This is a genomic window from Mesorhizobium sp. GW821-FHT07A06 (assembly GCF_059419085.1).
This window is the reverse complement of sequence record NZ_JBWKRC010000004.1, coordinates 317,471-328,929: the sequence shown is the minus strand read 5'-3', so window position 1 is coordinate 328,929 and position 11,459 is coordinate 317,471. Positions and strand designations below refer to the sequence as shown.

Annotated in this window: 11 protein-coding genes; 5 read left to right on the top strand and 6 right to left on the bottom strand. The window is 63.7% G+C overall.

Annotated features, from left to right (window positions below):
* Positions 1 to 7 precede the first annotated feature (7 nt).
* From AC07SZ_RS15850 to AC07SZ_RS15840, 3 genes are all read right to left on the bottom strand, one after another.
* Complete coding sequence (locus tag AC07SZ_RS15850) at positions 8 to 1,531, bottom strand: tripartite tricarboxylate transporter permease (protein WP_494914983.1); 1,524 nt, start codon at positions 1,529 to 1,531, stop codon at positions 8 to 10.
* A gap of 4 nt (positions 1,532 to 1,535) precedes the next feature.
* A complete protein-coding gene (locus AC07SZ_RS15845; RefSeq protein ID WP_494914982.1) occupies positions 1,536 to 2,072 on the bottom strand; it encodes a tripartite tricarboxylate transporter TctB family protein in 537 nt (178 codons plus the stop codon).
* Positions 2,073 to 2,206: 134 nt separating this feature from the next.
* The gene (locus AC07SZ_RS15840; RefSeq protein WP_494914981.1) at positions 2,207 to 3,184 is read right to left on the bottom strand and encodes a Bug family tripartite tricarboxylate transporter substrate binding protein; all 978 of its coding nucleotides are present in this window, start codon (positions 3,182 to 3,184) and stop codon (positions 2,207 to 2,209) included.
* A 185-nt stretch (positions 3,185 to 3,369) separates the two neighbouring features.
* Between AC07SZ_RS15840 and AC07SZ_RS15835 the strand changes: the two genes are divergently transcribed.
* Together AC07SZ_RS15835 and AC07SZ_RS15830 are read left to right on the top strand one after the other, a co-directional pair.
* Entirely contained in the window at positions 3,370 to 4,140 is a 771-nt protein-coding gene (locus AC07SZ_RS15835; RefSeq protein WP_494914979.1) for an IclR family transcriptional regulator, read from the top strand.
* A 284-nt stretch (positions 4,141 to 4,424) separates the two neighbouring features.
* Entirely contained in the window at positions 4,425 to 6,899 is a 2,475-nt protein-coding gene (locus AC07SZ_RS15830; RefSeq protein ID WP_056577752.1) for an EAL domain-containing protein, read from the top strand.
* Between the two features lie 15 nt (positions 6,900 to 6,914).
* Here the strand turns inward: AC07SZ_RS15830 and AC07SZ_RS15825 are convergent, their stop codons facing one another.
* On the bottom strand, positions 6,915 to 7,448 hold the full coding sequence (locus AC07SZ_RS15825) for a GNAT family N-acetyltransferase (protein WP_056577753.1): 534 nt from the start codon (positions 7,446 to 7,448) through the stop codon (positions 6,915 to 6,917).
* Positions 7,449 to 7,668: 220 nt separating this feature from the next.
* On the opposite strand from AC07SZ_RS15825, the gene AC07SZ_RS15820 reads away from it, so the two are divergent.
* A complete protein-coding gene (locus AC07SZ_RS15820; RefSeq protein WP_494914978.1) occupies positions 7,669 to 8,124 on the top strand; it encodes a DUF2214 family protein in 456 nt (151 codons plus the stop codon).
* Here the strand turns inward: AC07SZ_RS15820 and nth are convergent.
* Positions 8,118 to 8,924, bottom strand: coding sequence for an endonuclease III (gene nth, locus AC07SZ_RS15815; protein ID WP_494914976.1), 807 nt, complete (start codon positions 8,922 to 8,924; stop codon positions 8,118 to 8,120). The genes AC07SZ_RS15820 and nth overlap by 7 nt on opposite strands.
* A 22-nt stretch (positions 8,925 to 8,946) precedes the next feature.
* Between nth and AC07SZ_RS15810 the strand changes: the two genes are divergently transcribed.
* Positions 8,947 to 9,441, top strand: coding sequence for a DUF2244 domain-containing protein (locus AC07SZ_RS15810; RefSeq protein WP_494914975.1), 495 nt, complete (start codon positions 8,947 to 8,949; stop codon positions 9,439 to 9,441).
* A gap of 2 nt (positions 9,442 to 9,443) precedes the next feature.
* Here AC07SZ_RS15810 and AC07SZ_RS15805 read toward each other — a convergent pair whose 3' ends face one another.
* A complete protein-coding gene (locus AC07SZ_RS15805; RefSeq protein ID WP_494914974.1) occupies positions 9,444 to 10,259 on the bottom strand; it encodes a class I SAM-dependent methyltransferase in 816 nt (271 codons plus the stop codon).
* 115 nt (positions 10,260 to 10,374) lie between these two features.
* Here AC07SZ_RS15805 and AC07SZ_RS15800 point away from each other — a divergent pair, with 115 nt between their 5' ends.
* On the top strand, positions 10,375 to 11,253 hold the full coding sequence (locus AC07SZ_RS15800; protein ID WP_056577760.1) for a methylated-DNA--[protein]-cysteine S-methyltransferase: 879 nt from the start codon (positions 10,375 to 10,377) through the stop codon (positions 11,251 to 11,253).
* The last annotated feature ends 206 nt before the right edge of the window (positions 11,254 to 11,459 follow it).

Below are 11,459 nucleotides of genomic sequence, written 5' to 3'. Positions count from 1 at the left end.
AAATCGGTCACGCATCGCCCGGCACGTGCTCTGGACCACGCCGCCGGCGATGCTCGATGAAGGCCCAGATATGCGGCACGACCAGGCCGATGAAGGCGAGCGTCAGCAGCGTCAGCGACAGCGGATGCTTGTAGAAAACCGACCAGTCGCCATTCGAAATGGTCATTGCCCGGCGGAATTGGGTTTCGGCGAGCGGCCCCAGGATCATGCCGATGATGACCGGCGCGGTCGGGAAATCGAAGCGCCGCATCAGGAAGCCCGCCGCCCCCAGCAAATAGAGGATGACCAGATCGATGGGTGATTGCGAAATGCCATACGTGCCGACGGTCGCGAACACCAGTATGCCTGCATAAAGCTGCGGCGCCGGGATCTTCAGCAGCCGCACCCACAGCCCGATCAACGGCAAATTGAGGATGACGAGGATCACGTTGGCGATGAACAGGCTGGCGATCAGGCCCCAGACCAAATTGGCCTGCGTCGTCAAGAGCAGCGGCCCCGGGTTGATGCCGTAGCTCTGGAAGGCCGACAGCATGATCGCGGCCGTCGCCGAGGTCGGCAGGCCAAGCGTCAGCATCGGCACCAGCACGCCGGCGGCGGACGCGTTGTTGGCGGCCTCGGGACCGGCGACGCCTTCTATGGCGCCGACCGTGCCGAACTCCTCCTTGTGCTTCGACAGCTTCTTTTCGATGGCATAGGACAGGAAGGTCGGAATTTCCGCGCCGCCGGCCGGCATGGCGCCGATCGGGAAGCCGATCGCCGCACCGCGCAGCCAGGCCTTCCATGAGCGGCCCCATTCGGCCGCGGTCATGTAGAGCGAGCCTTTCAGCGGTACGATCTCGTCCTTGCCGGCATAGCGGCGCGAAGCCATGTAGAGCGTCTCGCCGACCGCGAACAGGCCAACGGCTGCGATGATGACGTCGACGCCGTCGAGCAGTTCGGTCGTGCCGAAGGTGAAGCGCGGCTGGCCGGTCTGCAGGTCGACGCCGATCATGCCGATAACAAAGCCGGCAAACAGGCTGGTGAGCCCGCGCACCGAGGAGGAGCCGAGCACGGCCGAAACCGTGATGAAGGCCAGCACCATCAGCGAGAAATATTCGGCCGGTCCGAAGGCCAGCGCGAACTTCACCACCACCGGCGCCAGGAAGGCGACGCCCAGCGTGCCGAGGGTGCCGGCAACGAAGGAACCGATCGCCGAGGTGGCAAGGGCAGCTCCGCCACGGCCGGACCGCGCCATCTTGTTGCCTTCCAGCGCGGTGACGATGGTGGCGCTTTCACCCGGCGTGTTGAGCAGGATCGAGGTTGTCGAGCCGCCATACATGGCGCCATAATAGATGCCGGCGAACAGGATGAAGGAGGCTTCCGGCGCCACCTGATAGGTGATCGGCAGAAGCAGCGCGATGGTCAGCGCCGGCCCCAGGCCCGGCAGCACGCCGATGGCGGTGCCGAGCGTGGTGCCGAGCAGGCACCACAGAAGATTGACCGGGGTGAAGGCGACCGAGAAGCCGTGGGCGAGTTGTTCAAGCGTGTTCATGGCCTCACGCTCCAAACCCGCCGATGATCGCGTCGATCACCGTGTTCAGCTGGTTCTCGATGAAACCGGCACCGATGTTGACGCCGAGCGCCCTGGCGAAACCGAAATAGGCGGCCAGCGCCAGGACAAGGCCGGTGAGCGCGTCGCGCAGCGTATGCCTGCTGCCGAAGCCGTAGCAGACGAGAACGAACATGATGACCGATGCCGCCGTGAAGCCAAGCGGCCGGATAAGCAGCAGGTTGGCGACAAGGCCGATGACGACGAAGCCCATCGCCTTCCAGTCGGCCGGTGTTTCCCTTTCCTCCTCCGGTTGCCAGCCGCCACGAAACGCGGCGAGGATGAGCAGCAGCGAGAGCACCACCAGACCGACCATGGTGAGATAGGGAAAGACGGTCGGCCCGACCTTGGAATAGAGCGGCGACACCGGGATCGCCAGCGTCTGCCAGGCAACGGCGCCGGCGCAGGCGAGAAGGCCGATGCCAACAAGCAATTCCGGCACGGCAAGGCGCGGGGGCGCCGTCGGCTGGTTGATGGTGCTCATGAAATGTCCTCCCCAGGATTACGGGCCAAGACAGCTGTCATCGGCCCTCTCTGCCAGCCATGACCGATCTCATCCGCGATGCGATCGATGGACTTGAGAATTGGGGGACGGCTTGCGCCATCCCCCTGGGGAGATCAGGCGAGGCCGAGATCCTTGAGGATGGCTTCGATACGCGCCGAATCCTCGGCGACGAATTTCGCATAGTCGTCGCCGGTAAGCAGGATGGGCGTCCAGTTGCGGTTCTTGCACTCCGTGGCCCAGGCATCGCTCTTGGCCATGGTCTCGACCAGCGTGATCATCGCCGCCTTGTCGGCATCGGACACGCCGGGAGGCGCGAAAACGCCGCGCCAGTTGAACAGTTCGACATCGATGCCGGCTTCCTTCAGCGTCGGCGCGTCGATGCCGTCCTGGCGCTTGTCGGCCGAGATGGCGAGCAGCCTGAGCGCACCCGCCTTGACCTGTTCGGAGAATTCGCCAAAGCCGGAGATGCCGGCCGCCACCTGGTTGCCGAGCAGCGCCGACAGGGCCTCGCCGCCGCCGGCGAACGGCACATAGGAAAGGCTGGTTGCCGGAACGCCAACGGTCTTGGCGATCAGGCCAAACAGGATGTGGTCGGAGCCACCGGCGGAGCCGCCGGCCACCGGAACCTTCGTCGGATCGGCTTTCAGCGCGGCGACGAAATCGGCGGCGGTCTTGAATGGCGATTCCGCCGGCACCACCAGCGCTTCGAATTCACCGGTGAGACGGGCGACCGGCGTGACCTGCGTCAGATTGTTGGCGGCCTTGTTGGCGATGATGGCACCGACCATGACCATGCCGGCGACCATCAGCGAATTGCCCTTGCCGTTCCATTGGCTGATGAACTGCGGCAGCCCGACCGTGCCGCCGGCGCCGCCGACATTGGTGATCTGCGAGCCCGAGATCAGCTTCTCCGAGCGCAACACCTGGTCCATCGTGCGCCCTGTCTGGTCCCAGCCGCCGCCGGGTGCCGCCGGCACGAAAATCTGGATCTGCGGCGCGCCTTCGGCGAAAGCGGAAGTGAGATGAAGTCCTGCAAGGCCGGCAGCGCCTGCCGCGGCCGTGCTCATCAAAAATCTGCGTCTGTTCAGCATGGGATTCCTCCAAATCACGACACCTCCTCCGGTGCCTGCCAAACGTGCCTGCATTCACAGACCCGTGATCGAGTTCAAGCAGATGTTACCAAGTTCTGTCAACGGGAACGATATTCTGCTGGACAGAACGGTCTGGGAGCGCGACAGAGTGACCCCGCTCGGGTTTCTCCGAACTGGGACTGCAAATGGACTCACCAAACAAACCGGCGGATACAGAGCTTCGGCGTAGATCGGCCGAAGGTGTCGCGGCACTTGATCGGGCGATTGCGATCCTCGATGCCTTTACAGCCGTCGACCGCTCGCTCAGCCTGGCCGAGATCGCGGCGCGCACCGGCCTCTACAAGAGTACGATCCTGAGGCTGGCGAATTCACTGCTGCGCGGGCAGTTGCTCGAGCGCCTTGACGATGGGCGCTACCGCGTCGGGCCCGCCGCCTTCCGGCTCGGCGCCCTCTATCAGCGTTCGGTCGTGGCGGTCGACATCCTGTTGCCGATCATGCGCGACCTCTCGGAGCACAGCTGGGAGAGCGTCGCCTTCTATGTCCGCTCGGGTGACGTGCGCACCTGCCTCTATCGCGTCGAATCCAAGCATCCGATCCGCTACACCATACGCGAGGGCGACGTATTGCCCTTGCTTGTCGGCTCCGGCGGACGCGTGCTTGCGGCGTTTTCCGGCCAACCGGGGGAACCCTACGAGACCATCCGAAGAACCTGCAACTGCCTCGCCATCGGCGACCGCGACCCCGAGACGGCGGGCGTCTCGGCACCGGTGTTCGGGCCGGGGCGCAACCTGCTCGGCGCGTTGACGCTGGCGGGTCCGAGCACGCGCGTCGATGCCGCCTTCCTTCAGCGTATGAAACGTCCGCTGCTCGAGGCGGCGGCCCGCGCCACCCGTGCCTTCGGCGAGGACGCCTCCCTGCTCGAACAGGCAAGTCTTGCGGCGGAGGCGCTGCCCTGACCCGCGGTTACGAGCCCGAAAAGGATCGATAAGCGTCGAATACAAACTGATTCAACTTGAAGCAGTCACTTGACGTTGCGTAATATTCAGCCACCCAAGTCAAGAAATGGCTTTATAGAGAACGGAACTATTTATTTGCTGTTAAGCCCCCCGTGATACCCGGTTGCTGTCGCCATTTGCGCGACATGAGGGGAAGAAAATCGTCTCAACCGACGGATGAAACAGTCGGACAGACACGCTGACAGGATCATGGCACGTCCGTGAATTCGAAGAAGCCGTCATCGATGGACGCCAGCCCCCGTCTTCTCGGGCTCGTCTGGCCGTTCATCGCCGTCGTGCTTATCCAGGCGCTGGTCGCCAGCCTCAGCCTGTACACGCTTTCGGCGGTTCGCGCCTATGTCGGCGGGGAAAGCCAATGGTCCAAGGGGCAAAAGCACGCCATCTATTTCCTCAGCCTGTATGCGGACACCGGCAATGAGGAGTTCTTCACCGAGTATCGCGAGGCGATCGCCGTTCCGCTGGCCGATCGCTCGGCGCGCCTGGCGCTCGAGCAGCCCGAGCCCGATACAGAGGCAGCGCGCACAGGCTTTCTGCAGGGCAGAAACCACCCGGACGACGTCACCGGGCTGATCTGGCTGTTCCAGAATTTCCGGAAGTTCAGCTATCTCGATACCGCTATTCGGCACTGGGCGGCGGCCGACACGATGATTCTCGCCATCCAGCGGCTCGGCGACACCATGCATGCGACGCTCAGCAAGGTGCCGGCGTCGGCAGCCGAGATCAGTGCCTGGAAAGCGGAAATCCATCGGCTCGATCGTCAGGTCAGCCCACTGTCCAAGGCCTTCTCGGACAGTCTGGGCGAGGGATCGCGCTTCATCCGCACGCTGCTCACCTTGGCCAATCTCGTCACCGCCGCCTTGCTGATCCTGCTGGCCGTATGGCGTACCCGCAAGCTCCTGGCGCAGCGCCAGGCCTTCCAGCTGGCGCTCAATGCCGAGCGCGAGCGCGCCCAGGTTACGCTGGCTTCGATCGGCCAGGCTGTCATCAGCACCGGCCGTGACGGGCGGCTGGACTACATGAACGCGGTGGCCGAGAAACTGCTGGCCTGCCCGCTCGGCGCTGCCAGGGGCAAACCGGTCGCATCGCTGTTTCGCCTTGTCGACAAGGATACCAGCGTCGAGGATCCGCAGCTGGTCGAGCGTCTGCTGGCCGGTGAACCGCGCCGTTCCAGCGCCCGTCCGCAATTGCTGCAGCGGCTGGACGGCTCTGTTGTTCCCGTAGCGCTGACCGGCGCGCCGCTGATCGTTTCCGGTGAAATCGTCGGCGCGGTGCTCGCCTTCCACGATATGACGCGCGAAGAGGACTATATCGAGCGGCTTTCATGGCAGGCCTCGCATGACGCATTGACTGGGCTCGCCAACCGGCGTGATTTCGAAAGCCGGTTGGAAAGGACCATCGTCGAACTGCAAGGCAAGCCCCGGCAGCACGCCTTGATGTATCTCGATCTCGACCAGTTCAAGCTGGTCAACGATACGTGCGGTCACGCCGCGGGTGACCAGTTGCTGCGCCAGATTTCCTCACTGCTGACCCGCGAATTGCGGTCCGGCGACGTACTCGCCCGGCTGGGCGGCGACGAGTTCGGCGTGCTGCTCGTTGATTGCGATGCCACCAACGCAGCCGATATCGCCGAAAGGCTGCGCGCGGCGGTGCAGGACCTGCATTTCGCCTGGGACGGAAGACCCTTCAACACCAGTGTCAGTATCGGCATGGTGGAGATCGCCAACGCGCAGGTGACGATCGAGGAGACGCTGCGGGCCGCCGACGTCGCCTGCTATATGGCCAAGGAAAAGGGCCGCAACCGCGTCCAGATCCACAGCGATGGCGACATGGCCTTGCGTGAGCGCTTCGGCGAGATGGCCTGGGTACAGCGCCTGCACGCCGCGCTGGAGCAAAACCGCTTCAGGCTTCACGCCCAGGAAATCTGGCCGCTCAACGACGACGTCGTCGAGGCGGGAGCGCATATTGAGATCCTGCTGCGGCTGGCCGACGAAGACGGCAGCTTCGTCACCCCGCAGAGCTTCATTCCCGCTGCCGAGCGCTACGGCCTGATGCCGTCGATCGACCGCTGGGTGGTGCGCAACACCTTCCGCATCCTGGCCGCCCGGCAGGCCGATCCGCGCACGCCACCGATCGCCACATGCGCCATCAATCTTTCCGGAGCGACTTTCGGCGACGAGACGTTTCTCGGCTTCCTGCGCGAGCAGTTCCTCATCCACGGCATTTCGCCTGCCATGATCTGCCTGGAGATCACCGAAACCAGCGCTATCGCCAATCTCACCAACGCCATGCGCTTCATTGCCGATCTGCGCGGCCTGGGCTGCCGCTTCGCGCTCGACGATTTCGGCTCCGGCATGTCATCCTTCGCCTATCTGAAGCACCTGCCGGTCGACTACCTCAAGATCGACGGCAGCTTCGTCAAGGACATGCTTGACGACCGCATCGACCGCGCCATGGTCGAGATGATCCACCACATCGGCAAGGTCATGGGCAAGCGTACCATCGCCGAGTTCGTCGAGAGCGACGATATCGCCGCCGCTCTGAAGATCATCGGCGTCGACTATGCCCAGGGCTATGGGATCGCCAGGCCGACGCCTTTCGATGTCTCGACGGTGCTGCTGGGCCGGAGCTTGACGCCGGCCGCGCAGAGCGCCGATCCATGGGCCGACCTTGCGCGGAAACTGCGCCGCAAGGCGGGGTAGAGACCCAATTCCAGCTCAGGCGAGCCGCTCCAGCAGCACTGTCGGGGCGTCATGATAAGTGGTCCGCAACACTTCGCGATAGCCGACCTTGCCAGCTACATTCAACGATGCGGTGTTCTCCGGATCGATGATGCAGACGGTTTTCGTACGTCCGAAGGTTTCTTCTCCCCAGGCCAGCACGCGGCCGACGACCTCGGTGGCGAGACCGGCGCCGTGCACGGCCGGAGCCAGTGCCCATCCGGCCTCGGGAATGCCTTCGATCGACGGTTGCATGTCACGCTTGAGGTCGTGAAAACCGGCCTCGCCGACGAAGCGGCCCGTCGCCTTCTCCTCGATCGCCCAGAAGCCGTAGCCGAGCAGCGACCACAGGCCGGCATGGCGCAGGAAGCGCATCCAGCTTTCCTCGCGCGTGCGCGGCTTGCCGCCGATGAAGCGGGTGACGGCCGGGTCTGCCCACATCGTGGCATAGGCGTCGAAATCCTCCAGCCGGTGCGCCCTGAGAATGGTTCGCTCCGTCTCGATGACCGGAGCGCCGTGCGGATTGTTCATCGGATTGCCTCGCTGAAATTATCCGCGCTTAGCAAATAGCCCCCGCTGTGCAAGGGCCAGCGCGAAACGCCCCATCATCCAGAAAAGCCGCATGTCCGGTTCCGTGGCTCCGCTATGGGAATTCCGCCCGACGGTGTTATTTTCCCGGCAGGCTGATGTCAGCACATTGCCACGCGATCTTCTCCGACGCGGGCTGGTGCTCAAACCCAAGGGAAGAAGCATGGACACGACCGACCTTGTGCTTGCCATTGTCCATCATCTGCTGGTGTTTTCCCTGGCGGGGATCATCGGCGCCGAATTCGTGCTGATCCGCGGCGACCTGCCCGCCGCGACGCTCAAGCGGCTCGCCGGTATCGACCGCCACTATGGCATCATCGCCGCGCTGATCATCATCGTCGGCATCGGCCGCGTCTTCTGGGGCCTCAAGGGGTGGGAGTTCTACGTCTACAACTGGGTGTTCTGGGCCAAGATAGTGGCCTTTGGCATTGTCGGCCTGCTGTCGATCGTCCCGACCGTGCGCTTCGTTTCCTGGAACAGGCAGGCCGGCGCCAACCCCTCCTTTGCCGTGCCGGCGAGCGAACTGGCCTCGGTGAAGACCTACATCCGCGCGGAAGCCTTCGTCTTCCTGCTGATCCCGGTCTTCGCGGCGGCGATGGCGCGCGGTTACGGCTACTGATCGTCAGCTGGTACGGTTTCAAGTGGGGCGATCGGCACCAGGGGTGCCGGAATGCTGGTCGTCTTCTCCTCGGCCTTGCAGATATCGGCGATGACGCAGGCCGGGCAGTCCGGCTTGCGCGCCTTGCAGACGTAGCGGCCATGCAGGATCAGCCAGTGATGCGCGTGGCGCATATACTCGTCCGGGATGATCTTCAGCAGCCCCTGCTCGACCTGCTCGGGCGTCTTGCCGGGCGCCAGGCCTAGCCGATTGCCGATCCGGAAAATATGCGTATCGACCGCCATCGTGTGCTGGCCGAAGGCCATGTTGAGCACGACATTGGCGGTCTTGCGCCCGACCCCCGGCAGCTTGACCAGCTCATCGCGGTCATCAGGGACCTCTCCGCCATGGTCGCGGATCACCGCCTCCGACAATGCGATGACGTTCTTGGCCTTGTTGCGCCAGAGGCCGATGGTCCTGATGTATTCGCCGACCTTGGCTTCACCCAGCGCCACCATCTTCCGTGGCGTATCGGCGGCCTTGAACAGCGCCCGCGTCGCCTTGTTGACGCCGGCATCGGTCGCTTGCGCCGAAAGCACCACCGCCACCAGCAGCGTGAAGGCGTTGACATGTTCAAGCTCACCCTTCGGTTCCGGCCGCTGCACCGAAAAGCGCCGGAAGATCTCATGCACTTCGGCCGGAGTATAGCGTGACGTCCGCCGCACCGGCCGTGGACGCGGCTTGGCGTTCGATCCGTCACGTCGTCCGGCCGGTAGCTTTTTTTCGGGCATGGAAGAATCTTTGGACTTGGGGCTCGCCATTTCCCTCCTATAATATCCTGTCATGAGCGACACAAACGCCTCGTTCCAGGCTGACGAGCCCTTCTTTCACGCATTGCTGACCCCACACCGGTCGCTGGGCAGGACAGGTTTCCTGGTCCTGATGGGCGCGCTGCTGTTCGGCTGGCTGGTGACAGGCGCGTTTTTCCTGTCGCGTGGTGCGTGGCCGGTGTTCGGCTTCTTCGGCCTCGACGTGGTCGCCGTCTACATCGCCTTCCGCGCCAACTATCGGGCCGCCCGCGCCCGCGAGGAGGTGTCGGTGTCCCGCACCAGCCTCGATATTCGCAAGACAGCCCCTTCGGGAAAATCGGAAGCGCACCGCTTCAATCCGTTCTGGGCGCGGTTTTCGGTCGCCCGTCACGCCGAGATCGGCATCACCAGAATGACCGTGGAAGCGCAAGGCCAGAACGTGCCGATCGGCGGCTTTCTCGACCCCGATTCCCGCGAGAGCTTTGCCACCGCCTTTTCGCGCGCTCTCGCGACCGCAAAGGCGCGCTGAATCTAGAAGCGATAGCGCAGAAGCCTGCCTACTTTTCGCAGCGCCGGAATGTGTTTCCAAAGCCGAACGAACAGTTTGGCGGACCAGCCCATGCGGGCGGCGTGTTCAGGCTTGTAGGCGGAAATATCCTCGACGAACCGCAGTTTCGGAACCGCCAGTTCCAGCTCGTGCGGATCGTCGATCGCCCAGTGGACCTCGGCACCCGTGACCTTGATGGTCGGATTGAGGCGAAGCAGCGTCAGGCCGAAACGGCTGTAGGCGTCGAACATCAGCTCGCCGCCGGCAAGATGCGAGACAAGCCGCGAAACCAGGCGCAGCCCCTCGTCGGCGGGGAGATAGGGCGTCAGCCCTTCCGCCACCACCATGGCCGGGCGGTTGCGCGGCACCTCGGCCAGCCAGCCGGGCTCGGTCACCGACGAAGCGATGAGATGGTAGTGGTCGCGGGACGGGTAGAGCTTGCGCCTGAGTTCGATGACCTGGGAGTAGTCGACATCGAACCAGTCCACGCCTGGCGGTGGATCGACACGGAAGACGCGCGTATCGAGCCCGCAACCCAGATGCAGCACGATGGCGCCGGGGTTCCTGGCCAGGAAATCCTCGACACGGACATCCAGTGTCTTGGCCCGGATCGCCAGGCCGATGCCGAGATTCTCGTCGACCTTGAGCCTGGAGAAATCATAGTCGATCTTGCGCACCGCCTCGTCGGCGAAATGATCCGCAAGCAGTGAATGGGGCAGCCGGCTCTCCAGCGCCTTGCCGTAGAGCGTCATCAGCAAGGTTTCCTTCGCCCCGGTCAGGTGCACTTTCTCGCCAGCCATGAGCGACTCCTGGGCACGAATCCCGAATCTATCTGGGCATGCGCGGCAAGAAGGCAAGTTTCGGGTGGCGATCGGCGCCCCAAGGGGCGATATTCCCGGCCTAGGAGACGGTTCGATGAGCACACACACAGCAGTCCTCAAGAAGGACATCACGCCACAAGGCAGCGACTACGAGATCGTGCGCCGCGCCATCGAGAAGATCAGCCTCGACTACCGCGACCAGCCCTCGCTCGAGGAGCTTGCCGAGGAGGTCGGCGAGACGCCGACCGGCCTGCAAAAACTCTTCACCCGCTGGGCCGGCCTGTCGCCAAAAGCCTTCCTGCAGGCGGTGACGCTCGACCACGCCCGCCGGCTGCTCGATTCCGGCATGCCGCTGCTCGAGACCTCGTTTGAACTGGGCATGTCCGGACCCGGACGGCTGCATGACCTGTTCGTCACCCATGAGGCGATGTCGCCAGGCGACTACAAGACGCGCGGCGCCGGCCTCACCATCCGCTACGGCTATCACCCCTCGCCCTTCGGCACCGCCCTGATCATGGCCACCGACCGTGGCCTTGCCGGCCTCGCCTTCAGCGACCCGGGCGAGGAACGTGCGTCGTTCGCCGACATGTCCGGCCGCTGGCCGAACGCCGTCTACGTCGAGGACATGGCTGCCACCGGCCCTTACGCCGCGCGCATCTTCGATCCGACATTGTGGCGGCCCGACCAGCCGCTGCATGTCGTCATGATCGGCACCGACTTCCAGGTGCGGGTATGGGAGGCGTTGCTGCAGATTCCGATGGGCAAGGCCCGCACCTATTCCTCGATCGCCGCCAGCATCGGCGCGCCGAGCGCCAGCCGCGCGGTCGGTGCCGCCAATGGCGCCAACCCGCTCTCCTTCGTGGTGCCTTGCCATCGCGCCATCGGCAAGTCCGGCGATCTCACCGGCTATCACTGGGGCCTGACCCGCAAGCGCGCCATCCTGGGCTGGGAGGCGGGGCAAGTGTCGTCGTAAAATATCGATTTTCCAGTTATTGTCCGTAGAAATCTACATATCTTTATGAATTAGAAGTATTGATAACAATTGTGTGGCGGTTTTCTTCCCTACAACCAACGACAACCCACCGGTTGCACGACAACTACTTCAACTAGCTATTTTAGTTTACCCTAAATTAACCACGATAAAGCGATGATGACCCATGTTAATTCGGGCGATCCGGC

Bases quoted from the DNA above. Each gene is read 5' to 3' on its own strand.
- AC07SZ_RS15850 (WP_494914983.1), bottom strand. From the start codon at position 1,531: ATGAACACGCTTGAACAACTCGCCCACGGCTTCTCGGTCGCCTTCACC.
- AC07SZ_RS15845 (WP_494914982.1), bottom strand. From the start codon at position 2,072: ATGAGCACCATCAACCAGCCGACGGCGCCCCCGCGCCTTGCCGTGCCG.
- AC07SZ_RS15840 (WP_494914981.1), bottom strand. From the start codon at position 3,184: ATGCTGAACAGACGCAGATTTTTGATGAGCACGGCCGCGGCAGGCGCT.
- AC07SZ_RS15835 (WP_494914979.1), top strand. From the start codon at position 3,370: ATGGACTCACCAAACAAACCGGCGGATACAGAGCTTCGGCGTAGATCG.
- AC07SZ_RS15830 (WP_056577752.1), top strand. From the start codon at position 4,425: ATGGACGCCAGCCCCCGTCTTCTCGGGCTCGTCTGGCCGTTCATCGCC.
- AC07SZ_RS15825 (WP_056577753.1), bottom strand. From the start codon at position 7,448: ATGAACAATCCGCACGGCGCTCCGGTCATCGAGACGGAGCGAACCATT.
- AC07SZ_RS15820 (WP_494914978.1), top strand. From the start codon at position 7,669: ATGGACACGACCGACCTTGTGCTTGCCATTGTCCATCATCTGCTGGTG.
- nth (WP_494914976.1), bottom strand. From the start codon at position 8,924: ATGGCGAGCCCCAAGTCCAAAGATTCTTCCATGCCCGAAAAAAAGCTA.
- AC07SZ_RS15810 (WP_494914975.1), top strand. From the start codon at position 8,947: ATGAGCGACACAAACGCCTCGTTCCAGGCTGACGAGCCCTTCTTTCAC.
- AC07SZ_RS15805 (WP_494914974.1), bottom strand. From the start codon at position 10,259: ATGGCTGGCGAGAAAGTGCACCTGACCGGGGCGAAGGAAACCTTGCTG.
- AC07SZ_RS15800 (WP_056577760.1), top strand. From the start codon at position 10,375: ATGAGCACACACACAGCAGTCCTCAAGAAGGACATCACGCCACAAGGC.